This window comes from Janibacter melonis, assembly GCF_020567375.1.
GTDB lineage: Bacteria > Actinomycetota > Actinomycetes > Actinomycetales > Dermatophilaceae > Marihabitans > Marihabitans melonis.
The window spans coordinates 132,021-154,567 of sequence record NZ_JAJBZM010000001.1 but is presented as its reverse complement, the minus strand read 5'-3'; the positions used below and the strand labels follow the sequence as shown (position 1 = coordinate 154,567).

Annotated in this window: 17 protein-coding genes; 6 read left to right on the top strand and 11 right to left on the bottom strand. The window is 71.4% G+C overall.

Annotated features, from left to right (window positions below):
• Positions 1-5 precede the first annotated feature (5 nt).
• Complete coding sequence (locus LIV55_RS00670) at positions 6-710, top strand: ABC transporter ATP-binding protein (protein ID WP_240341679.1); 705 nt, start codon at positions 6-8, stop codon at positions 708-710.
• Between the two features lie 98 nt (positions 711-808).
• Here LIV55_RS00670 and uvrA read toward each other — a convergent pair whose 3' ends face one another.
• Positions 809-4,000: an excinuclease ABC subunit UvrA gene (gene uvrA / locus LIV55_RS00665; protein WP_229298892.1), complete on the bottom strand. Its 3,192-nt coding sequence runs from the start codon at positions 3,998-4,000 to the stop codon at positions 809-811.
• A gap of 75 nt (positions 4,001-4,075) precedes the next feature.
• On the opposite strand from uvrA, the gene LIV55_RS00660 reads away from it, so the two are divergent.
• From LIV55_RS00660 to LIV55_RS00650, 3 genes are all read left to right on the top strand, one after another.
• Positions 4,076-5,869 carry a glycoside hydrolase family 15 protein gene (locus tag LIV55_RS00660; RefSeq protein ID WP_229298891.1) on the top strand — a complete coding sequence of 598 codons (1,794 nt, stop codon included), beginning with the start codon at positions 4,076-4,078 and terminating at the stop codon, positions 5,867-5,869.
• A gap of 89 nt (positions 5,870-5,958) precedes the next feature.
• Positions 5,959-6,645 carry an MBL fold metallo-hydrolase gene (locus LIV55_RS00655; RefSeq protein WP_229298890.1) on the top strand — a complete coding sequence of 229 codons (687 nt, stop codon included), beginning with the start codon at positions 5,959-5,961 and terminating at the stop codon, positions 6,643-6,645.
• Positions 6,642-7,532, top strand: coding sequence for an EamA family transporter (locus tag LIV55_RS00650; RefSeq protein ID WP_229298889.1), 891 nt, complete (start codon positions 6,642-6,644; stop codon positions 7,530-7,532). The genes LIV55_RS00655 and LIV55_RS00650 overlap by 4 nt, the downstream gene beginning before the upstream one ends.
• A 382-nt stretch (positions 7,533-7,914) precedes the next feature.
• Here the strand turns inward: LIV55_RS00650 and LIV55_RS00645 are convergent, their stop codons facing one another.
• The 8 genes from LIV55_RS00645 to arfA all read right to left on the bottom strand — a co-directional run bounded on the left by LIV55_RS00645 (position 7,915) and on the right by arfA (position 19,347).
• Positions 7,915-8,898, bottom strand: a complete 984-nt coding sequence (locus LIV55_RS00645; protein WP_229299541.1) for a TerC family protein — start codon at positions 8,896-8,898, stop codon at positions 7,915-7,917.
• Between the two features lie 295 nt (positions 8,899-9,193).
• Positions 9,194-11,284 (bottom strand): excinuclease ABC subunit UvrB, encoded by a 2,091-nt coding sequence (gene uvrB, locus LIV55_RS00640; RefSeq protein WP_068276044.1) that lies wholly within the window; start codon positions 11,282-11,284, stop codon positions 9,194-9,196.
• Positions 11,285-11,333: 49 nt separating this feature from the next.
• Positions 11,334-12,395, bottom strand: a complete 1,062-nt coding sequence (locus LIV55_RS00635) for a glycoside hydrolase family 43 protein (RefSeq protein WP_229298888.1) — start codon at positions 12,393-12,395, stop codon at positions 11,334-11,336.
• Complete coding sequence (locus tag LIV55_RS00630) at positions 12,368-14,653, bottom strand: glycoside hydrolase family 43 protein (protein ID WP_229298887.1); 2,286 nt, start codon at positions 14,651-14,653, stop codon at positions 12,368-12,370. Before LIV55_RS00630 ends, LIV55_RS00635 begins: the two co-directional genes overlap by 28 nt.
• 17 nt (positions 14,654-14,670) lie before the next feature.
• Positions 14,671-15,498, bottom strand: coding sequence for a carbohydrate ABC transporter permease (locus LIV55_RS00625; protein WP_123091688.1), 828 nt, complete (start codon positions 15,496-15,498; stop codon positions 14,671-14,673).
• Between the two features lie 4 nt (positions 15,499-15,502).
• Positions 15,503-16,456, bottom strand: a complete 954-nt coding sequence (locus LIV55_RS00620) for a carbohydrate ABC transporter permease (protein ID WP_123091687.1) — start codon at positions 16,454-16,456, stop codon at positions 15,503-15,505.
• A gap of 3 nt (positions 16,457-16,459) precedes the next feature.
• A complete protein-coding gene (locus LIV55_RS00615; RefSeq protein WP_123091686.1) occupies positions 16,460-17,818 on the bottom strand; it encodes an ABC transporter substrate-binding protein in 1,359 nt (452 codons plus the stop codon).
• Positions 17,815-19,347, bottom strand: a complete 1,533-nt coding sequence (arfA, locus tag LIV55_RS00610) for an arabinosylfuranosidase ArfA (protein ID WP_123091685.1) — start codon at positions 19,345-19,347, stop codon at positions 17,815-17,817. The genes LIV55_RS00615 and arfA overlap by 4 nt, the downstream gene beginning before the upstream one ends.
• A gap of 241 nt (positions 19,348-19,588) precedes the next feature.
• Between arfA and LIV55_RS00605 the strand changes: the two genes are divergently transcribed.
• On the top strand, positions 19,589-20,602 hold the full coding sequence (locus LIV55_RS00605; RefSeq protein WP_229298886.1) for a LacI family DNA-binding transcriptional regulator: 1,014 nt from the start codon (positions 19,589-19,591) through the stop codon (positions 20,600-20,602).
• On the opposite strand, the gene LIV55_RS00600 is transcribed toward LIV55_RS00605, so the two are convergent.
• The gene (locus tag LIV55_RS00600; RefSeq protein ID WP_229298885.1) at positions 20,603-20,953 is read right to left on the bottom strand and encodes a hypothetical protein; all 351 of its coding nucleotides are present in this window, start codon (positions 20,951-20,953) and stop codon (positions 20,603-20,605) included.
• Positions 20,954-21,006: 53 nt separating this feature from the next.
• Between LIV55_RS00600 and LIV55_RS00595 the strand changes: the two genes are divergently transcribed.
• Positions 21,007-21,630 (top strand): CHAP domain-containing protein, encoded by a 624-nt coding sequence (locus LIV55_RS00595; protein ID WP_229298884.1) that lies wholly within the window; start codon positions 21,007-21,009, stop codon positions 21,628-21,630.
• On the opposite strand, the gene coaE is transcribed toward LIV55_RS00595, so the two are convergent.
• Positions 21,579-22,511: a dephospho-CoA kinase gene (gene coaE, locus LIV55_RS00590; RefSeq protein ID WP_229298883.1), complete on the bottom strand. Its 933-nt coding sequence runs from the start codon at positions 22,509-22,511 to the stop codon at positions 21,579-21,581. The two genes, LIV55_RS00595 and coaE, sit on opposite strands and share 52 nt — an antisense overlap.
• Positions 22,512-22,547: the final 36 nt, after the last annotated feature.

Genomic DNA, 22,547 nt, shown 5'->3' with positions numbered 1-22,547 from the left:
GCCCCATGCTCGAGGTCAAGGACCTCAAGGTCGCCTACGGCAAGATCCAGGCGGTCAAGGGCATCTCCTTCACCGTCGACGAGGGCGACGTCGTCTCGCTCATCGGCACCAACGGTGCCGGCAAGACGACGACGCTGCGCACGATCTCGGGCCTGCTGCGCCCGGTGGCTGGCCAGATCCTCTACCAGGGTCAGGACATCTCCACCGTGCCCGCGCACGACATCGTGGGTCTGGGCCTGGCCCACTCCCCCGAGGGCCGGCGGATCTTCCCCCGGATGAGCGTCGAGGAGAACCTCCTCCTCGGTGCCTACGGGCGCAAGGACGACGGCATCCGCAAGGACCTCAAGGCCGCCTACGAGCTCTTCCCCATCCTCGGGGAGCGCTCGAAGCAGCCGGCGGGCACCTTCTCCGGCGGCGAGCAGCAGATGCTCGCCATGGGCCGGGCGATGATGAGCCGCCCCAAGCTGCTCATGCTCGACGAGCCCTCGATGGGTCTGTCGCCGTTGATGATGAAGCGCATCATGAGCACGGTGACGACCCTGCAGGAGCAGGGCACGACGATCCTGCTCGTCGAGCAGAACGCCCGGGCCGCCCTGAAGATCGCGACGAAGGGCTACGTGCTCGAGGTCGGCAAGATCGTCACCGAGGGCACCGGCGAGGAGCTGCTGACGAGCGACGAGGTGCGCAAGGCCTACCTCGGCGAGGACTGAGCACCCGCACCGCTGACGACGGGGCCCCACCGGATCATCCGGTGGGGCCCCGTCGTCGTGCCCGCTGGTCGGGTCCGGGCGGTCGTGACGAGGCGGGGTCAGCCGGCCTTGCGGGCGCGACGGGCCGCGGCCTGGGCCCGGCCGGAGATCTGCGCCGGGGCCGGGGTGGCCGTCGTCGCCGCCTTCTTCGTCGCGGCGGTCTTCGCCGTCGCCTTCTTCGGGGCGGTCTTCGTGGCCGTCGCCTTCTTCGCGGCCACCTTCTTCGTCGCGGTCTTCTTCGCCCCCTTCGCCGGCGTCGTCTCGACCGGCTCGGGGAGCTCGCCGACCTCGACGACGTCGTGCCGGGCGAGGACCTTGGCGAGGAAGCGGCCGGTGTGGGACCCGGTGCGCTCGTGCTGCGCCGCGACGCTCTCCGGCGTGCCGGTCGCGACGACCTGCCCGCCGCCGTCGCCGCCCTCGGGACCCATGTCGATGACCCAGTCGGCGTTCTTGATGACGTCGAGGTTGTGCTCGATGACGATGACGGTGTTGCCCTTGTCGACGAGGCCCTGCAGGACGAGGAGCAGCTTGCGGATGTCCTCGAAGTGCAGACCGGTCGTCGGCTCGTCGAGGACGTAGACCGTGCGCCCGTTGGAGCGCTTCTGCAGCTCCGAGGCGAGCTTGACGCGCTGCGCCTCGCCGCCGGACAGGGTCGTCGCCGGCTGGCCGAGACGCACGTAGCCCAGACCCACGGAGTTGAGGGTCTTCATGTGCCGGGCAATGGCCGGGACCGCGGCGAAGAAGTCCTCCGCCTCCTCGATCGGCATGTCGAGCACGTCGGCGATCGTCTTGCCCTTGAAGTGGACCTCGAGGGTCTCGCGGTTGTAGCGCCCGCCGTTGCACACCTCGCAGGGCACATAGACGTCGGGCAGGAAGTTCATCTCGATCTTGATCGTGCCGTCGCCCGAGCACGCGTCGCAGCGCCCGCCCTTGACGTTGAAGGAGAAGCGACCGGGCTGGTAGCCGCGGACCTTCGCCTCCTCGGTGTCGGCGAAGAGCTTGCGGACGTTGTCGAAGACGCCCGTGTACGTCGCGGGGTTCGAGCGCGGGGTGCGACCGATGGGGCTCTGGTCGACGTGGACCACCTTGTCGAGGTTCTCGACGAGCCCGGTGACGGTCTTGTGCCGTCCCGGCACGCGGCGGGCGCCGTTGAGCTTGTTGGCCATGACCGTGTAGAGGATGTCGTTGACGAGGGTCGACTTGCCCGAGCCCGACACACCGGTGACGGCGATGAGGTTGCCGAGGGGGAAGGTGACGTCGACGCCCTGGAGGTTGTTCTCGCGGGCGCCGCGCACGGTGACCTCGCGGCCCGGCTGCTGGGGCCGGCGCACGTCCGGCACGGGGATCTGCAGGCGGCCGGAGAGGTACTTGCCGGTGAGCGACTCCTCGCTCTCGAGCAGCCCGGCGACCTCGCCGCTGTGGACGACGCGACCGCCGTGCTCGCCGGCACCGGGGCCGATGTCGACGACCCAGTCGGCGACCTCGATGGTGTCCTCGTCGTGCTCGACGACGATGAGGGTGTTGCCGAGGTCGCGCAGGCGGGTGAGGGTCTCGATGAGCCGGTGGTTGTCGCGCTGGTGCAGCCCGATGCTCGGCTCGTCGAGGACGTAGAGCACGCCGACGAGACCGGACCCGATCTGCGTCGCGAGCCGGATCCGCTGGGCCTCGCCGCCGGAGAGAGTCGCTGCGGCCCGGGACAGCGAGAGGTAGTCCAGGCCGACGTCGAGCAGGAAGCCCAGCCGGGCGTTGATCTCCTTGATGACCTGCTCGGCGATGGCCCGCTCGCGCTGGGTGAAGTCGACGTCGTGGAGGAAGGTCGCCGCCTGGGCGATCGAGAGCGAGGACACCTCGGCGATGCTGCGACCGCCGACGAGGACCGCGAGGGCCTCGGGCTTCAGGCGCGTGCCGCGGCAGTGCGGGCAGGGGATCTCGCGCATGTAGCCCTGGTACTTCTCGCGGCTCCACTCGGACTCGGTCTCGCCGTGGCGGCGCCGGATGAAGGAGATCGCCCCCTCGAAGCCCGTCGAGTACGAGCGCTCGCGGCCGAAGCGGTTGCGGTAGCGCACGTGCACCTTGTGGTTCTGGCCGTGGAGCAGCGCGGTGCGCGCCCGCTCCGGCAGGGCCCGCCACGGCGTGCTCATGTCGAAGCCGAGGTCGTCGCCGAGGGCGCTCATCGTGCGCTGGAAGTACTGGGCGGACTGGGTGCCCGCCGCCCACGGGGCGATCGCGCCCTCCTCGAGGGTGAGGTCCTCGTCGGGGACGACGAGCTCGGGGTCGACCTCGAGCTCGGTGCCGATGCCGGTGCAGTGCGGGCAGGCGCCGAAGGGGGAGTTGAAGGAGAAGGAGCGCGGCTCGACCTCGTCCATCTCGATGGGGTGGTCGTTCGGGCAGGCCATCCGCTCGGAGTAGCGGCGCTCGCGCGGCAGCGGCTCGCCCTGCGCGTCGAGCGGTGCGGGTCGCTCCCCCGGCTCGTCGGCGTCGACCGGCGCGTCGACGAACTCGACGACGACGATGCCGTCGGCGAGGCGCAGCGCGGTCTCGACGGAGTCGGTGAGGCGACGCTGGGCGGTGCGCTCCGCCCCCTTCGCCACGAGACGGTCGACGACGACCTCGATGGTGTGCTTGACCTGCTTCTCGAGCTTCGGCGGGTCGGTGAGGCTGACGACGGTGCCGTCGACGCGGGCGCGGCTGTACCCCTTCGTCTGCAGCTCGGAGAAGAGGTCGACGAACTCGCCCTTGCGCGCGCGGACGACGGGCGCGAGGACCTGGAAGCGGGTGCCCTCGGGCAGCTCGAGGAGGCGGTCGACGATCTGCTGCGGGCTCTGCCGGGTGATCGGCTCGCCGCAGCGGGGGCAGTGCGGGCGGCCGGCGCGGGCGAAGAGCAGGCGCAGGTAGTCGTAGACCTCGGTGATCGTGCCGACGGTGGAGCGGGGGTTGCGGTTCGTCGACTTCTGGTCGATCGAGACCGCCGGGGACAGGCCCTCGATGAAGTCGACGTCGGGCTTGTCCATCTGGCCGAGGAACTGACGGGCGTAGGCGGACAGGGACTCGACGTAGCGGCGCTGGCCCTCGGCGAAGATCGTGTCGAAGGCCATCGAGGACTTGCCCGACCCGGACAGACCGGTGAAGACGACGAGGCTGTCCCGCGGGATCTCGATCGAGACGTCCTTGAGGTTGTGCTCGCGGGCGCCTCGCACGACGAGCTGGTCGTGCAGGGCAGAGCCGTGCCGGGCGTGGGGTGCGGAAGTCACGGCCACAACTTTATGTCTCGCCACCGACAGCGTTGCGTCTGCGGCCCCCTCGGCGGCCCCCCGTAGGGTGAGCGGATGAGCACACCGATCGAGGAGTACGCCGTCATCGGCGACACCGAGACCGTCGCCCTCGTCAGCCGCGGGGGGTCGATCGACTGGCTCTGCTTCCCCCGCTTCGACTCGCCGTCGTGCTTCACCGCGCTGCTCGGCACCCCCGAGCACGGCCGCTGGCTCATCGGCCCGGTCGGCGAGGCGCGCACCACGCGCAGCTATCGCGGCGACTCCTTCGTCCTCGAGACGACCCACGAGACGGCGTCCGGGACCGTCCGGGTGACCGATCTCATGCCGCTCGGCGACAACCGGGCCGACATCATCCGCCGGGTCGAAGGGGTGTCCGGCACCGTCGAGATGGAGCACGAGTGGGTCGTGCGCTTCGCCTACGGCAAGGTCACCCCGTGGGTGACCCACACGACGCACCACGGCGACGACCTCCTCACGGCGATCGCCGGGCCCGACATGCTCGTCCTGCGCGGCAGCCGGCTGCCGCACCCCGACGACCACCACCACCGCGACCGCTTCGAGGTGCGCGCGGGCGAGACGCTGGACTTCACGCTCACGTGGTTCTCGTCGTGGAAGCAGGTGCCCCCGGCGCTCGACGTCGGCGGACGGGTCGAGGCGACCGTCGCGCGGTCGAGCGAGTGGGCGAGCCGGTGCACCTACGAAGGGCCGCACCGCGAGGCCGTCGTCCGCTCGCTGCTCGTGCTGCGCCTGCTCACCGACACCCGTCGCGGCGGCATCGTCGCGGCGCCGACGACGAGCCTGCCCGAGGACTTCGGCGGGGTGCGCAACTGGGACTACCGCTACTGCTGGCTGCGTGACGCCTCGCTCACCCTCGAGGCGCTCCTGCAGTCGGGCTACGTCGGCACGGCGAAGCTGTGGCGCGACTGGCTCGTGCGTGCCGTCGCCGGCGACCCCGAGGACATGCAGATCATGTACGCGGTCGACGGCGGCCGCGAGCTGCCCGAGCGCGAGCTCGACCACCTGCCCGGGTACGCGGGCAGCCGGCCGGTGCGCATCGGCAACGGGGCCGTCGACCAGAAGCAGACCGACGTCCTCGGCGAGGTGATGATCGCCCTGGAGGACGCCCGCGAGCTCGGGCTCGAGGAGTCGCACCAGTCCTGGGCCATCCAGCGGGCCCTCGTCGACACCCTGGCCACCCACTGGGACGAGCCGGACAACGGGCTGTGGGAGATCCGCGGCCCGCTGCGGCACTTCACCCACAGCCGGGTCATGGTCTGGGCCGCCTTCGACCGCGCCATCCGCGCCGTCGAGGAGCACGGGCTGAGCGGCGACGTCGAGACCTGGCGGACGCTGCGCGACCGCGTGCACGCCGAGGTGTGCGAGCGGGGGTGGAGCGAGGAGCGCCAGACCTTCACCCAGCACTACGACACCGACGAGGTCGACGCCTCGCTGCTGCTCATCCCGCTCGTCGGCTTCCTGCCGCCGGAGGACCCGCGGGTGCACGGCACGATCGCGGCGGTCGAGCACGACCTCATGCGCGGCGGATTCCTCCTGCGCTACCGCACGGAGACCGGTGTCGACGGGCTCGCCGGCGACGAGCACCCCTTCCTCGCCTGCTCGTGGTGGCTCGTCAGCGCGCTCGCGGTGACCGGCCAGGTGGAGCGGGCCGAGGAGCTCATGGGCCGGCTCGTCGGGCTGCTCAACGACGTCGGCCTCGTCGCGGAGGAGTACGACACCGAGCACGACAGGCAGGCGGGCAACTTCCCCCAGGCCTTCTCGCACCTCACCCTCATCGGCGCGGCCTACCACCTCGCCGACGCGAAGGCCCGGGCCACCGCGACCGCCTGAGGCTCCCCCTTCGCCCGGGTCCTCGGCCCGGCAGGGCGGGCGCCGGACGCCCGGTCCCACGGCCGGGCGGGCGGCGGTAGCGTGCCGCCATGAGCGAGACGCTGACCGAGACCCACGAGTACACCGGCGAGGTCACCCCGGGCGGGCCCGTGCACGTGCGCGAGCTGCCGGCGCTGACGATCCGCAAGATGTCGGTGTCGCAGATGCACAACAACGTCTACCTGCTCACCTGCCGCTCGACCGGCGAGCAGCTGCTCGTCGACGCCGCCGACGAGGCCGAGCGCTGCCTCGCGCTCGTCGCGCTCGGCGGGGGCTCGCTCGGGCACCTCGTGACGACCCACCAGCACTGGGACCACCACCGGGCCCTGCCCGAGGTGGCCCGTGAGACCGGCGCCGAGACCTACGCCGGCGTCGACGACGCCGTCGGGCTGCCCGTGGCCCCCGACCACCTGCTGCGCCATGGCGACGAGGTGCGCTTCGGCGACGTCGTGCTCGAGGTCTCGCACCTGCGCGGGCACACCCCCGGCTCGGTCGCCCTGGCCTACCGCGACCCGCAGGGCTCGACCCACCTCTTCACCGGCGACACGCTCTTCCCCGGCGGGGTGGGCAACACGAAGATGGAGGGGCAGAGCTTCGAGCTGCTCTACGGCGACGTCGTCGAGCGGCTCTTCGGGGTCTACGACGACGACACGCACTTCTACCCCGGGCACGGTGCCGACTCGACGATCGGTGCCGAGCGGCCCCACCTCGACGATTGGCGCGAGCGGGGCTGGTGAGCCGCGCCGACGCCGTCCCGGCACCTCTCCTCGTCCTCGGCGGGGTCCTGTCCGTCCAGTTCGGCGGGGCCCTTGCCGCGACCCTCGTCCCCGAGGTCGGCGCGAGCACGTCCGTGCTCCTGCGCCTCGTCTTCGCCGCGGCGATCATGCTCGTCCTCGCCCGGCCCCGCCTGCTCGGCCACTCCCCCGCAGCCTGGCGCACCGTGCTGCTCTTCGGTGTCGCGCTCGGCGGGATGAACTGGGCCTTCTACGCCTCGCTGGCCTACCTGCCGATCGGGGTCGCCGTGACCTTCGAGTTCGTCGGCCCGCTGCTCCTCGCCGCTGCCGGGTCGCGCCGCGTCCGTGACCTCGGTGCGGTCGCCGTCGCGGCGGTCGGCGTCGTCCTCGTCTCCGAGGTCACCCACCTGCCGCTGTCCGAGCTCAGCTGGCGGGGCATCGGTCTCGCCCTGCTCGCGGGAGGCTTCTGGGCGGCGTACATCGTGTGCTCTTCACGGACCGGCGCCGTCTTCGACCGGCTCGACGGGCTGAGCCTGGCCATGGTCGTCGCCATGGTCGTCGTGCTGCCCGCGGGTGCCCTCGGGTGGCACACGGTCACCGCGGAGCACCTGCTCAAGGGGCTGGGCCTGGCGCTGCTCAGCTCGGTGCTGCCGTACTCGCTGGAGCTGCTCGCGCTGCGTCGGATGAGCGCGACGGTCTTCGGGATCCTGCTCAGCCTCGAGCCTGCGGTCGCGGCCCTCGCGGGCCTCGTCGTCCTCGGCCAGGTCCTCTCAGGGCCGCAGCTCGTCGGCATGTCGCTCGTCGTCGTCGCCAGCGTCCTCGTCCTCGGCCGACCTCGGGAGCGCTCCGAGGGCGAGACCCCCGCCCACCTCACCGAGACCGGCGCCTAGCCGTCCCGGGCGAAGGGGGTGCCCGTCGCCGGGTCGGTCCGCCTGCCCCTTCGGTCGGACAGATGGGCTCGCTCCCCCTCGGCCGGACAGGTGAGTTCCTTCCCCTTCGCTCGGTCGGGCGGGCCCCTCCCCCTTCGTCCGCTCGACATGACAAACCCCGGCTTCGCACGAGTTTCTTTCTCTTGCCGAGCCGGGGTTTATCGGGTCACCCGAGAAACTGGTGACCGGTGAGGCTCGCTGGCAGGTGAGCTCCAGCGTCGGGCGTCCGCACCCACCTCCTCGCGCGCTCGACATGACAAACCCCGGCTCAGCACGAGTTCCTTACCCATGCTGAGCCGGGGTTTATCGGGTCACCCGAGAAACTGGTGACGGGTGGGGCGGGTCAGCTCTCGACGCCCTGACGCTCGTCCTTGCGGGTCTTCAGCAGGCTCGCGACGGTCGTGATGCCGAGGATGACGACGATGGCGCCCAGGGAGACCGAGATCGGGATCTCGGGGACCGGGATGTGCTCGCCGCCGTTGATGAAGGGCAGCTCGTTCTCGTGCAGGGCGTGGAGGATGAGCTTGACGCCGATGAAGGCGAGCAGCACCGCCAGGCCGATGCTCAGGTAGACGAGCTTCTTCAGCAGACCACCGATGAGGAAGTACAGCTGCCGCAGACCCATGAGGGCGAAGAGGTTGGCCGTGAGGACGATGTACGGCTCCTTGGTCAGGCCGTAGATCGCCGGGATGGAGTCCAGCGCGAAGAGCAGGTCGGTCATGCCCAGCGCGAGGATGACGAAGAAGATCGGGGTGGCGACCCGCTTGCCGTTCTCCTTGGTGAAGACCTTCGCGCTCCACTCCTTGGTGGAGGGGATCGTCTTCTCCATGTACTTGAGGAAACGGTTCTCCTCGAACTCCTCGTCGTCGTCGTCCTTCTGCACCGCGAGCTTGATCGCCGTGTAGATGAGAAAGGCGCCGAAGATGTAGAAGACCCAGGAGAAGCGGTTGATCGCCGCGGCGCCGACGAAGATGAAGATCGTGCGCAGCACGATGGCGATGATGATGCCCCACATGAGGGCGATCTGCTGGTACTTCGCCGGCACCTGGAAGCTCGCCATGATGATGAGGAAGATGAAGAGGTTGTCGATCGACAACGAGTACTCGGTGAGCCAGCCGGCGTAGAACTCACCCGCGCGGGTGCTGCCCTCGGCCCACCAGATGCCCAGGCCGAAGAGGATGGCGGCCGAGACGTACACGGCGAGGGTCGTGCCGACCTCCTTGTTCGACGGCACGTGCGGCCGGCGAGCGATGAGGACGACGTCGAACATCAGCACCGCTGCGGCCACGCCGAGGGTGAGGAGCCAGACCCAGGTCGGCACGTCCATGGTGCCGCCGCTGATGATGCTCGGTGCGATGCCAGGGATGCTGGCGGGGATCGATGTCACGTGCTGGGGTCGCCTTCCGGACAGGGTTCGGTCATGTCCGGAGGTCTCTCCCACCCAGGGGCCGGTACCCCGGGCCTCCCGGCCGAAGGGGGCCGAGGTGCCGTGCTGACGAGGACACCGCGTGGGGATACTCCCCTCCGCGCAGACCATCGTCGCAGATGCGTCGGGCCCGTGACGACCGGAGCCCACCCCGTGGGCCCGACGGTCGGGCCCGGCTCACCTGTGCGAAGTCCCCTCAGCCGGTCGCCTGCGTCATCTGACGCAGCTCCTTCTTGAGGTCGGAGATCTCGTCGCGCAGGCGGGCCGCGAGCTCGAAGTGAAGGTCGGTCGCCGCCTGGTGCATCTGGTCGGTGAGGTCCTGGATGAGGCTGGCGAGCTCGCCGCTGGGCAGGTCCTTGCCGCGGTTGCCGCCGGCGGGCGCCCCCTTCGCGCTGCGCGAGGTCTTGCCGCGCGACTGGGTGCGACCCGAGCCGATGAGGGCGTCGGTGTCGGCGTCCTCACGGCCCAGGATGTCGGTGATGTCGGCGATCTTCTTGCGCAGCGGCTGCGGGTCGATGCCGCGCTCGGTGTTGTAGGCGATCTGCTTCTCGCGCCGCCGGTGGGTCTCGTCGATCGCGTGCTGCATCGAGTCGGTGATGTTGTCGGCGTACATGTGCACCTGACCGGAGACGTTGCGCGCCGCGCGACCGATCGTCTGGATGAGCGAGCGGCTGCTGCGCAGGAAGCCCTCCTTGTCGGCGTCGAGGATGGCGACGAGCGAGACCTCGGGCAGGTCGAGACCCTCGCGCAGGAGGTTGATGCCGACGAGGACGTCGTACTCGCCGAGCCGCAGCTCGCGCAGCAGCTCGACGCGGCGCAGGGTGTCGATGTCGGAGTGCAGGTAGCGCACCCGCACGCCCTTGTCGAGGAGGTAGTCGGTGAGGTCCTCGGCCATCTTCTTCGTCAGCGTCGTGACGAGCACGCGCTCGTCACGCTCGGTGCGGGTGCGGATCTCGTCGAGGAGGTCGTCGATCTGCCCCTTCGTCGGCTTGAGGACGATCTCGGGGTCGACGAGCCCGGTCGGGCGGATGATCTGCTCGACGACGCCGTCGCTCTTGGCCATCTCGTAGTCGCCGGGGGTCGCCGAGAGGTAGACGGTCTGACCGGTGCGCTCGAGGAACTCCTCCCACGTCAGCGGTCGGTTGTCCATGGCGCTCGGCAGCCGGAAGCCGTGGTCGACGAGGGTGCGCTTGCGCGAGGCGTCGCCCTCGTACATCGCGCCGATCTGGGGCACGGTGACGTGCGACTCGTCGATGACGAGTGCGAAGTCCTCGGGGAAGTAGTCGAGCAGGCAGTTCGGCGCGGACCCGGGCTGGCGGCCGTCGATGTGCATCGAGTAGTTCTCGATGCCCGAGCAGCTGCCGACCTGGCGCATCATCTCGATGTCGTACGTCGTGCGCATGCGCAACCGCTGCGCCTCGAGCATCTTGCCCTGGCTCTCGAAGACCTTGAGCTGCTCCTCGAGCTCGTGCTCGATGCCGACGATCGCGCGCTCCATGCGCTCGGGCCCGGCGACGTAGTGGGTCGCCGGGAAGACGTACATCTCCTGCTCCTCGCGGATCACCTCGCCGGTCAGCGGGTGGAGGGTGTAGACGCGCTCCACCTCGTCGCCGAAGAGCTCGATGCGGATCGCGTGCTCCTCGTAGACCGGGATGATCTCGATGGTGTCCCCGCGCACCCGGAAGGTGCCGCGGGTGAAGGCGAGGTCGTTGCGGGTGTACTGCATCGTGACGAACTGGCGCAGCAGGGTGTCGCGGTCGACCTGGTCGCCGACGGACAGGCGGACCATGCGGTCGACGTACTCCTGCGGGGTGCCGAGGCCGTAGATGCACGAGACCGACGCGACCACCACGACGTCACGCCGGGTGAGCAGGCTGTTGGTCGCCGAGTGACGCAGCCGCTCGACCTCCTCGTTGATCGAGCTGTCCTTCTCGATGTACGTGTCCGACTGCGGGACGTAGGCCTCGGGCTGGAAGTAGTCGTAGTAGCTGACGAAGTACTCGACGGCGTTGTTGGGCAGCAGCTCGCGGAACTCGTTGGCCAGCTGGGCGGCGAGCGTCTTGTTCGGCGCCATGACGAGCGTCGGGCGCTGGATCTGCTCGATGAGCCAGGCCGTCGTCGCCGACTTGCCGGTGCCGGTGGCGCCGAGGAGGACGACGTCCTGCTCCCCCGCGTTGACCCGGCGGGCCAGCTCGGCAATGGCCGCGGGCTGGTCGCCGGCGGGCTCGAACTCGGAGACCACCTGGAAGGGGGCCACCGTGCGCTGCAGATCGGTCACGGGACGCATATGGACAACCTAAGCGCCCGCACCGACAACGTATTCCGGTAGGGCCGGGTCAGGGTCGCGTCGGCACGTCCGACGCCGGCGGGTCGACGCTCACCGAGCGCCCGTCGAAGGTCACCTCGCTGAGCCACATCGTGCGCCCGGGCACCTCGGAGCCCACCGCGTCCGGCGCCCACGCGTGGTAGACCATCCACACCCGGCCGTCGCGCTCGACGAGGGAGTTGTGCCCCGGCCCGGCGGCCACCTCGTTGCTCACGAGGACCGGCTCGTCGTCCTTGACGAAGGGGCCCGTCGGCGCCTCCGCGGTCGCGTGCCCCACCGCGTACCGGTCCGAGCCGAAGTCGTTGGCGGAGTAGAAGAGGTGGTAGACGCCGTCCTCCTCCCGCACGAAGGGTCCCTCGACGAGGTCGCCCTCCCACGCGAGGTCCTGGCGGATGACCCGCTCGGGCTCGCCGAGCAGCGTCGTCCCGTCCGGGCCGAGGCGCTGCACCGAGATCCACGTGTCGACCCCGACGGCGTTGCCGTCGTTCTTCCAGTACAGGTAGGCCTGGCCGTCCGTGTCGACGAAGGGGTGGGCGTCGATCGACCCGCCCGCGTCCTCCTCGCACACGAGAGGTCCGTCGCTGTCGTCGACGTAGGGCCCCTCGGGCTGCGCGGAGACGGCGACGCCGATGCACTGGATCTCGGGGTCCGGGGCGCGGGTCGTGTAGTACATGACCCACTGCTCCCCGATCTGCACGGCCTCGGGCGCCCACACCTTGCCCGGCGACGTCCAGCTCGCGAGCTCGGGCATCGCGTCCGAGCCCTGGCTCCAGTCGACGAGATCGGTGCTCGTCAGGGTCTGGACGTTCATCCCGTTGCCGTTCGTCGCGATCGCGACGTACGAGCCGTCGGCGTCGAGCACCTGCGGGTCGGGGAAGTTGCTCGCCCACACGGGGTTGGTGAAGCCGGTCATGCTCTCGCTCTCCTGCCGCGGGGCGGCGTCGGGTGTCGGGGACTGGCAGGCGCCCAGGGCGAGGGACGCGCCCGCGAGGACGGCGGCGGTGCGCCGTCCTCGCGAGCGGGCCCGTGGCACCCGCGGCCGGCTCACCCGGCGCCGGGGTCGGAGGGCCACCGGGTGCGGTAGAAGCGCAGGTGGTCGAAAGAGGCCACGGCGGCCGGGGACGCCCCGCCGTGAGAGTAGAGCCCGATCCTCGGCTCGGTGCCGGCGCCGAGCGCCCAGGTCGCGCCCCACGTCCACGTCCGGCCGTCCCGGCTCGTCCCCGCGCGGTAGAGGTGCTCCCCCTCCGCCGTGCGGTGGTGCGCCAGGCGCAGCCACATGGTGGGGGCGGCGGTCCCCACGAGTGCACCGCCGTACGACGTCCGGCCGTCGGGAGCCGCGGCGACCTCACGACCGAACTCCGTCTGCCGGGTGTTCCAGATCGCGACGGTGCCGAGCCGGGCGAAGTCGTCGTCGGTGGCGTGCGCGACGAGGCCCGCCTGCTGGTAGTTGCGGATCTCGTCGGTGCCGAGGTCGAGGTGGACCTTCGTCTGCGCGATCCAGTCGCCGTCGTCGGGCGCGTCGTGGAGCAGCAGCCCGGCCTGGTTGCCCCCGCCGGTGAGGTCGGTGCCCTCTACCGGCCAGCGCAGCTGCCCGTCCTCGACGCGGGCCTGGGGGTTCTCACGCACCCAGGTCAGCGCCGGGGTCGAGGCGTCGTCGAACTCCTCGCCCGTGATGAGGGCACCCGCCTGGGGCACCGGAGCGAGCTCACGGGCGTCCTGCGCCGCCGGGGTCACGACGACGTTGTCGACGACCGTGCCCCCGCTGCTCAGGCGCACCGGGGCGGACCCGACGCGGAGCCGGTCGCGCTCGAGCGTCACCTCGGCGTACGGGTCATGGAGGTCGTCCTCGGACAGCGAGGCCCGGACCTGCCCGTCCGTGGCCCGCACGGTGAGCGTCTGCCACCCGCTCGTGCTCGGCAGCGCGGTCGAGTCGCGCAGCGGTCGGCCGGCGCCGCTCGTGCTCATCCCGAGCGTGCGGCCCCGGGGGTCGACCGTCACGGTGACCCCGGGAGCGCGGCCAAGGGTGACACGCAGGGGTTTGTCCCCTCGGATGTCGAGCCGCACGTGCACGTCGCCGGCGGGCGCGGCCCGCCGGGTGCTCGCCGTGCCGCGCACGAGCCCGGTGGCTCCGCCGAGCCGGTCGCGGGGGCCGACGCGCATCCCGGTGAAGCCACCGGCCGCGGGGTCCTCGGGCGTGATGCCGAGCGAGGAGCCGAGGGTGGGGCCGGGCTGCGGGGTGTCGCTCGGCCCGGCGCCGGCCCGGGTGCGGGGGAAGCCGTCGACCCAGTCCAGCCGGTCGGCGAGCATCGGGCGCCGGTTGATGCCGAAGGGCTCGGCCAGCCACGGGTCGTGCCGGTCGATGCCGTGGTAGACGACGAAGTCCGCACCCGTGCTGTCGGTGACGACCGCGTGGTGGCCGACGCCGACGAAGCGGTTGCCGTTCTGGGTGAGCGCGATGGTCCCGCCCACCGCGGAGGTGTCGAGGGAGGTGCCCTCGGCGTCGACGAAGGGGCCCATGGGGCTGCGGGAGCGCCCGGCGAAGACCGAGTAGCCGGTCGAGGGGCCCGCGCAGCAGTTGGCGGCCGAGGCCATGAGGACGTACCAGCCGTCCCGACGCACGACGTACGCCCCTTCGTAGCGGTTGTCCACGGCGACCCGGACCGGCTCGCCGACCGCAGTGAGGCCGTCGTCGGCGACCTTCGTCACCCAGATGCCGCCGAAGTAGCTGCCGTAGTAGAGGTAGCGCTGCCCGTCGAGGTCGGTGAAGCCCGACGGGTCGAAGGTCCACCACCAGCCGCCGCCCGGGGCGGCTCGCGGCGGCACGACCGGGCCGTCCGTGGCCGTCCACGGCCCCGCCGGGGTGGGCGCCGTCGCCGCGCCGATCGCCGAGTCGTCGCCCTGCGGGTGCTGGGTCGAGTCCGTCACGGTGAAGTACATGACGTACCGGTCGCCGATCTTGCGCACGTCGGGCGCCCACAGCCCCGAGGTCCGCGTCGCCCACGTCGGCCGGGTCGCGTCGGTGAAGACCGTGCCGAGGTACTCGAAGGAGGACCAGTCCTTCGTCCGGGCCATGTGCATGAGCCCGGGGGTGCCACCGGACACGAGCGGGTCGGAGGTCGCGTAGGTGTACCACCACCCGTCCTTCCCCCGGATGACCGAGGGGTCGGCGTAGGTGTCGGAGAAGCTGTCCGACACCGCGTTCTGCGTCACGGGTCGCGGCGGGGCGGGGTCGTCCGGCCGGGTGGCGCCGGAGGACGGCCCGGCGACGAGCCCGACGGCGGCGAGCAGGGCGGTCGTGACGACGGCGAGGCGGTGCTTCGTGGTGCGCATGGTGCTCCTGACGGGGGTCAGCCCTTGACGCCGCTGCTCGCGACGCCCTCGATGACGTAGCGCTGCACGAAGACGTAGAGCGCGAGGACGGGGATGGCGGCGAGCATCGCGCCGGCCATGACCACCGGGTAGTCGATCGTGTACGCGCCCTGCAGCCGGCTCAGGCCGGCGGGCAGGGTGAGGCGCTCCGGGGAGAAGAGCACGTAGATCGGCCAGATGAAGTCGTTCCAGTTGGTGAGGAAGCTGAGCACCCCGAGGGTGACGAGGGCCGGCCGGGCGTTGGGCAGGACGATGCTCGCGAAGGTGCGGAAGGGGCCCGCCCCGTCGAGCCGGGCGCTCTCCTCGAGCTCCTTGGGCAGCCCGAGGAAGAACTGGCGCATGAAGAAGACGCCGAAGGCTCCCGCCGCCCCGGGCACGACGAGCGCCCAGATCGTGTCGAGCCAGCCCAGCCGGTCGAGGATGATGAAGTTCGGCATGAGGAAGATGAAGCCCGGCACGAAGAGCGTGGCGATGATCATCGCGAAGATCGCCCGCTTGAAGGGGAACTCGAGCCGCGCCAGCGCGTAGCCGGCCATCGCGCAGACGGTGACGACGAGGATCGCGTGCAGGCTCGCCGCGAGCAACGAGTTGGCGAACCACCGCACGACGGGGCTCGCGTCGTCCTGGAAGAAGAGGACGTCGTAGGCCCGGGCGGTCCACTCCGAGGGCAGGTAGGTCGGCGGCACGCTGCGCGCCTCGCCCTGCGACTTCAGCGACGTGAGCAGGACGAGGAGGAGCGGCCCGACGAAGACCAGGCTGAGCACTCCCATGGTGACCCAGAAGAGGGGTCCGCGGCGACGGGTCATCGGGTCACCTCCTCTCTCGCAGGGCCCAGAAGTTCAGCAGCGAGACGAGGCACAGGAAGAGCGCGAGCACGTAGCTCATCGCCGAGGCCTGACCCATCCGGAACTGCGTGAGACCGAGCTCGGTGATGGTGATGATGGCGGTCCGGGTGCTGTCGCCCGGCCCGCCCTGGGTGAGCAGGTAGCTCTGGCCGAACATGTTGGCGCTGGCCAGGAAGGTCGTGACGACGACGAAGATGAGGACCGGCCGCAGGGCCGGCAGCGTGATGTAGCGCAGCCGCTGCCAGGCGTTGACGCCGTCGAGCTCGGCGGCCTCGTAGTGCTCGGCGGGGATGTCGGCGAGCCCGGCGAGGTAGATGACGGCGTTGAAGCCGACCGTCCACCACACGGTGACGCCGATGAGCGAGATCCACGCCCACGGCTGGTCGGTCGTCCACGGGATGTCGTCGGGCAGCCCGATCGCGCCGAGCATGCCGTTGACGAGACCGAAGCTCGGGTCGAGCAGGTAGCGCCACATGAGGCCGACGACCGCGACGCCGAGGACGAAGGGGGCGAAGAAGACGGCCCGGAAGAAGGTCCGGCCCGGGAAGGACCGGTTGAGCGCGATGGCGAGGAGCAGCGGCAGGACGACGAGGAAGGGCACGCTGCCGACGACGAAGATCGCCGTCGCCCGCATGCTCGCCCAGAAGGCCCCGTACTGCACCGAGCTGCTGTCGAAGAGGTCGGCGTAGTTCTGCAGACCGACGAAGGGCTTGCCCGGCAGCAGGAAGTCCCAGTCGTGCAACGAGATCCAGATGCCGAAGACCCCCGGCACGAGGACGAAGCAGACGAAGAGGAAGAGGAAGGGCGCGAGGAAGAGGTAGGGCGTGAGCACCGACCCGTGGATCCCGGAGCGCCGGCGCCGCGGCGCCGCCGCGGTGGGCGGCGCCACGGGCACGGGCTCGGTCGTCGTCGTGGCCATCGCTCAGCCGTACTTCTTCTGGTTGGCCTCCAGGATCTTGTTGGCCCGGCCGGCCGCCTCCTCGAGGGCGGTCTTGGGGTCCTTCGAGCCGAGCACGGCGAGGTTGAGCGCCTTGTCGAACTCGGGCATCGCGTCGCCGATACCGGCGACGGCCGGCGGGAAGCGCAGGTCGTCGATCTGGGCGGCGAGGGTCGACTGCTCGGGCAGGGCCTCGAAGTCCGCGGACTCGCGCACCTCGTTGCGCACGGGCACCTGGCCCCCCTTCGCCCACTCGAGGCTCTTCGTGCTGATCCAGTTGAGGAAGACCCGGGCGGCGGTGGACTTGTCCTCGTCCGGGGTCTTCAGGGTCGGCAGGACGAACTGGTGCGAGCCCGCCCACGCGGCGGCCTGGCCGCCGATGTTCGGCAGCGCCGCGACGCCCCACTGGAGGTCCTTCTTCTCCTTGAGGGTGTTGATCGTCCAGATGCCGTTCCAGTTGAAGGCGGTCTTGCCGTTCTCGAGCGCGACGATGTCGGCGTCCTGGGCGATCTTGCCCGGCGAGTGGCCGTCGGTGACGAGCTTCGAGAACCACGTGAGGGCCTCGACCCCGGCCTCGTCCGCCCACAGGACCTCGCTGCCGTCCTCGGCGAACATCGAGCCGCCGAACTGGTAGACGAGCGACTGCACGGTGAGCCCGCCGGTGAAGGGGAAGGGGCTGGCCCAGTGGCCCTGCAGCCCCTTGGACTTCATCGACTCCAGCGCCGACATGTAGGACTCGGCGTCGGTCGGCGGCTTCTCGGGGTCCAGGCCCCCCTTCTCCATGACGTCCTTGTTGTAGAAGAAGCCGAGGGGGTGCACGTCGAGCGGGATCGAGAAGCGCTGGTCCTGGTAGACGCCGGCGTCCCACGGGACCTTCGCGAAGTCGGCCTCGGTGAGCTTGAGCGCCGAGGCGACGTCGTCGAGCGGCTGGATGACGCGCCGTGCAGCGTTCGTCGCGACGGAGTCGACGTGCATGATCGCGATCTCGGGGCCCTTGCCGGCCGAGACGGCCGACGGCAGCTTCGCGTAGTAGTCCGCCCACTGCATCGTGTTCATCGTCACGGCGATGTTCTCGTGCTCGCCGTTGAACTCGTCGACGAGCTTCTTCATGAAGGGGCCGTCGCCGCCGGTGAAGCCGTTCCAGAACTGCAGGGTGACCTTCGGGCCGTCGTAGCCCGTGGCCCCGCCCCCGCCGGTGGCCGAGCTGCGGCCCGGCACGCTGCTCGAGCCGCCGCCGCCGCAGGCGGAGAGCCCGAGCGCGGTGCCCGCGCCGAGCGCCCCGGTGAGCAGGCTGCGCCGGCTCAGCGGCGCTCGGCTGGGTCCTCGTGGTGTGAAGCTGGTCATCGCGGTGTCCCTTCGGTGAGGCGGATGCAGTGCCAGGAGATGGCGGGCAGGACGGAGCGCAGGGTCGCGCCGTCGAGGGTGCTGGTGCCGGCACCGGGCACGACCCGCTCGGGGTCGTCCTCGGTGTTGCGGGCGTGGGGGTCCTCGTCGGAGATCACGAGGTGCTCGACGAGGCGGTAGCCCGCCCCGCCCGCGGCCGACCCGGCGAGGCCGACGACGTCGAGGGTGAGCTCGCAGGGCTCCGTGCGCGAGCGGTTGACCGCGAAGATCACGAGGTCACCGCTGCCCTCGTCGAGGGTCGCGGTGAGCAGGAGCTGGTCGAGCGCGCCGTACTCCGCCGTCTCCACGGCGGTGCTCACCACCGCGGGCCGCAGGACCGTGCCGCGGGCGTGCCGGGCGGTGAGGGCGAAGGGGTAGAAGATGCTCTGCCGCCACGACGCGCCACCCGGTCGGGTGGAGATGGGGGCGATGACGTTGACGAGCTGGGCCTGGCAGGCCATGGCGACCCGGTCGGTGTGCTGCATGAGCGTGATGAGCAGGCTGCCGACGACGACGGCGTCCATGACGTCGTAGACGTCCTCGATGAGCTCGGGGGCCTCGCGGATCGCCAGGCTGCTCTCGCCGTCGAAGCGGGCCTGGAACCACACGTTCCACTCGTCGAAGCTCACGCCGATCCGCTTGTCGCTGCCGCGGACCGCGGCGACGTGGTCGGCCGTCGCGACGACCGAGCGGATGAAGCGGTCCATGTCCTCGGCGCACGCGAGGTAGGAGTCGAGGTCGCCGTCGTGCGGCTCGTAGTAGGCGTGCGCCGAGATGTGGTCGACGAGGTCGAAGCAGCGCTCGAGGACGACCCGCTCCCACGTCCCGAAGGTCGGCATCCCCCGGTTGCTCGAGCCGCACGCGACGAGCTCGAGGTCGGGCTGGAGGCGGCGCATCGCCCGGGCGGTCTCCTCGGCGAGCCGCGCGTACTCCTCGGCGGTCTTGTGGCCCATCTGCCACGGGCCGTCCATCTCGTTGCCGAGGCACCAGACGCGGATGTCGTGCGGCTGCTCGTGGCCGTGGGCGACCCGGCGCTCGCTCACCTGCGTGCCGTCGTCGCCGTTGCAGTACTCGAGCAGCTCGACCGCCTCGGCGATCCCGCGCGTGCCGAGGTTGACGGCCATCATCGGCTCGACGTCGACCGAGCGGCACCAGTCGACGAAGTCGTCGGTGCCCACCTGGTTGGTCTCGATCGAGCGCCAGGCGAGGTCGAGGCGGACCGGGCGCTCCCCCTTCGGGCCGACGCCGTCCTCCCACCGGTAGTTGGAGACGAAGTTGCCGCCCGGGTAGCGCACGACGGTGACGCCGAGCTCGCGGACGAGGTCGGCGACGTCGCGACGGAAGCCGAGGGCGTCGGCGCTGGGGTGCTCGGGCTCGTAGATCCCCGTGTACACGCACCGCCCCATGTGCTCGACGAACGAGCCGAAGAGACGCCGGTTGAGCGGCCCGACGGCGAACGCCGGGTCGACCCTGACGGTGGCATGGCCCATGCGGTGGTCCTCCTCGACCGTTCGGCGACATTGCCGTGACCTGCACCGATGCTCTTGCCGTCGCCTTTGCAACGGTGGAAACGCGGGTGCTGGGCGCCATCTTTACAACGGATGACATGCTTGTCCAGAGGTCGGGACGAAAATGCACCCGACGGGGTGCGCCGGTCCCGAGGGTGCAGGCGCACCCGTGATGCGGTACGAGTGAGGACGGCACGACCACGTGCCGCGGAGGAGGTCGGGCGTGGCAGCACGGTTGCGGGACGTCGCGGAGCGGGCCGGGGTGTCGGTCAAGACGGTCTCGAACGTCGTCAACAATCATCCCCACGTCACTGAGGCGACCCGGGCGAAGGTCTCCGCCGCCATCGAGGAGCTGCGCTACCGGCCCAACCTCTCGGCCCGCAACCTCAAGCACGGGCGCGCGGGCTTCCTCGCCCTCGCCGTGCCGGCGATGGACTCGCCGTACTTCGCCGAGCTCGCCGCGAAGGTGACGAGCGAGGCGGCCGCGATGGGCTTCATCGTGCTGCTCGACGCCACCGGGGGCGACGAGCACGCGGAGCGCGTCGTCCTCGAGGGGATGCGCTCGCACGTCATCGACGGCGTGATCTTCTCGCCGCTCGCGCTCTCGGCCGACGAGATCGCCGGTCGCGACGACGACCTGCCGATGGTCCTGCTCGGCGAGCGGCCGACCCCCACCGGCTACGACCACATCGCCGTCGACTCGGTCGCGGCGGGCCGCGCGGCCACCGAGCACCTCCTGACGCTCGGCCGGCGGCGCGTCGCGGCGATCGGGCGGGAGACCGTGCGCGGCACCGCGTCGGAGCGCCTGCGCGGCTACCGGCAGGCGCTGCGCGCGGCCGGTCTCGCCTACGACCCCGAGCTCGTCGTCGGGGTGCCCCACTTCGAGCGGGGCGACGGGTACGCGGCGATGCAGCAGCTCCTCGCCCTGCCCTCGCCCCCGGACGCCGTCTTCTGCTTCAACGACCTCATGGCGGTCGGCGCCGTGCGGGCGTGCGCCGAGGCCGGCGTGCGGGTGCCCGAGGACGTCGCGGTCATCGGCTTCGACGGCATCGCCGAGACGCGGTACGCGAACCCCTCGATCTCGACCATCTCCCCCGACCTCACCCATCTCGCGCGACGGGCGCTGGAGATGCTCGTCTCGCGCATCGACGGCGACACCTCCCCCAGCCAGGAGGTCGCGGTGCCGTGGACCCTCGTGGCCCGCGAGTCCACCACCGGGCGCGCCGCGCAGACCTGATCAGAAGTCGACGGGCACGTCCGGCGGCTCCGGGGCGACCCCCTCGCGCACGACCCGCCAGTGCCCGCCGGGTCCCCGGCGCAGGACCCACCGCCCGAGCACGGCGGACGCCGTGAGATCGGCGACGAGGCGGCGCACGGCGCCCTCGGCCTCGTCGTCCTCCTGGCCGTCGGTGCTCGTCTCGACGAGGAAACGCATGTGGATCTGCGGCTGCATCCGGACGAGCTCGACCGACCGGTCCTCGACGCGGTGGGTGCGCGCGAGGAGCTCCTCGGCGAGCGGGAGCAGGCTCGGCGGGGAGACACCCGGGTGGGTCTCGTGGACGTCGATCGCGACCCGGTAGGACGGCATGGCCGCAGCGTAGGCGAGCGGGCCGACGACGCCGGAGGTCTACGATCACGTCCATGGCACGGGGGGACGGACGCGGACCCGGTCGGCGGGCGCTGCTCGCCGCCGCACCGCTCGGCCTGCTCGCGGCCTGCGCACCGGTCGCCGCGACGCAGCGGCCGGCCCGACCCACCCTCGGCCAGGTCGACCCGGACTTCCCGGCGATCCCCCGCGGGCTGCCGCCCACGCGTCGCCGCGTCCTCACGACGGCACGGGCCGAGCACGCCGACCAGGGACCCGGCACGAGGTACGCCGAGGGGGTCGTCGAGCCGTGGTGCGCCGACTTCGCCTCGTGGGTCCTGCGCGAGGCCGGGGTCCCTCTGCGCAACCCGGCCTCGGGCGGCTGGCGCATCCCGGGCGTCCTCACCCTCACCGATCACCTGCGCGGCACCGGGCGCTTCCGCGAGGCCGGGAGCGGGTACGTGCCCGTCCCCGGTGACCTGCTCGTCTGGGCGAAGGGGTCGATGCCCGGCGAACACGTCCACTTCCTCGTCACCCGGCGCGGGCACGACGTCGTCACCGTCGGCGGCAATGAGGGCGACGCCATCAAGGTCCGTCACCTCTCGCTCACCCAGCCCGGTCTCGTCGGCTACGGCCTGCCCGGCCGCGGCGAGGGGACGAGCCGCAGCCGCACCGTCTGACCGGGGTCGCACCCGAGGTAGACGTGCTCCTCCGCCGAGGTGTCGTCGCGCACGTATCCCGCGGCGGCCAGCAGGCCGACGAGGTCGCCCTCGGCGCCCCCTGGCCGCAGGGCGGCCTCGAGCTCGACGCCCCTGGTCGACGGCACCGGCACGACCTGCGCGGACCGCTCCCCCAGCACGTGCGCGACGCGATCGGCGAGCCGTGCACCGCGGTGCTCGTCGGGGCCGTCGTGCGCCGGCTGGTCGTCCCGCGCGGCCGGGGTCCCTGTGCGCAGGTTCTCGGCGAAGGGGGCGAGCCGCTCGCGCCAGAGGCGGTCGACCTGCTCCACGAGCTCATGCGGGGTGCCGTCGTTGTCGAGCACGACGTCGGCGGCGGCGCGGCGGGCCTCGTCGTCGGCTTGCGACCTCATCCGGGCGCGCGCGTCCTCCTCGGGCATCCCCCGGTGCTCGACGAGCCGGCGCGCCCGCGTCTCCACGGGGGTCTCGACGACGACGACGAGGTGGTACTCGGGCGACATCTGCTTCTCGACGAGCAACGGCATGTCGTGGACGAGCACCGCGGCTCCCGCGCCCGCGGCCTCTTCGCGCAGCAGTGCGGTGCGCTCCCACACGGCGGGGTGGGTGATGCCCTCGAGGGCGCGCAGCGCCTCGGGGTCGGCGAAGACGACCCGTCCGAGCGCCGGCCGGTCGAGCTCGCCGTCGGGGCGCAGGACCTGCGGGCCGAAGCGCTGGACGACCGCGGCGAGGGCGGGCTCCCCCTTCGCCACGACGTCGCGGGCCACCTGGTCCGCGTCGACGACGACCGTGCCGAGCTCCGCGAGCCGTCGCGCGACGCTCGACTTGCCCGACCCGATCCCACCGGTGAGTCCCACGTGCAGCATGGCCGCCACTGTAGGCGGGCTCGCGGGGACGACGAA

Bases quoted from the DNA above. Each gene is read 5' to 3' on its own strand.
- coaE (WP_229298883.1), bottom strand. From the start codon at position 22,511: ATGCTGCACGTGGGACTCACCGGTGGGATCGGGTCGGGCAAGTCGAGC.
- LIV55_RS00600 (WP_229298885.1), bottom strand. From the start codon at position 20,953: ATGCCGTCCTACCGGGTCGCGATCGACGTCCACGAGACCCACCCGGGT.
- LIV55_RS00595 (WP_229298884.1), top strand. From the start codon at position 21,007: ATGGCACGGGGGGACGGACGCGGACCCGGTCGGCGGGCGCTGCTCGCC.
- arfA (WP_123091685.1), bottom strand. From the start codon at position 19,347: ATGGGCCATGCCACCGTCAGGGTCGACCCGGCGTTCGCCGTCGGGCCG.
- LIV55_RS00670 (WP_240341679.1), top strand. From the start codon at position 6: ATGCTCGAGGTCAAGGACCTCAAGGTCGCCTACGGCAAGATCCAGGCG.
- LIV55_RS00625 (WP_123091688.1), bottom strand. From the start codon at position 15,498: ATGACCCGTCGCCGCGGACCCCTCTTCTGGGTCACCATGGGAGTGCTC.
- LIV55_RS00655 (WP_229298890.1), top strand. From the start codon at position 5,959: ATGAGCGAGACGCTGACCGAGACCCACGAGTACACCGGCGAGGTCACC.
- uvrB (WP_068276044.1), bottom strand. From the start codon at position 11,284: ATGCGTCCCGTGACCGATCTGCAGCGCACGGTGGCCCCCTTCCAGGTG.
- LIV55_RS00615 (WP_123091686.1), bottom strand. From the start codon at position 17,818: ATGACCAGCTTCACACCACGAGGACCCAGCCGAGCGCCGCTGAGCCGG.
- LIV55_RS00620 (WP_123091687.1), bottom strand. From the start codon at position 16,456: ATGGCCACGACGACGACCGAGCCCGTGCCCGTGGCGCCGCCCACCGCG.
- LIV55_RS00645 (WP_229299541.1), bottom strand. From the start codon at position 8,898: ATGGACGTGCCGACCTGGGTCTGGCTCCTCACCCTCGGCGTGGCCGCA.
- LIV55_RS00630 (WP_229298887.1), bottom strand. From the start codon at position 14,653: ATGCGCACCACGAAGCACCGCCTCGCCGTCGTCACGACCGCCCTGCTC.
- LIV55_RS00660 (WP_229298891.1), top strand. From the start codon at position 4,076: ATGAGCACACCGATCGAGGAGTACGCCGTCATCGGCGACACCGAGACC.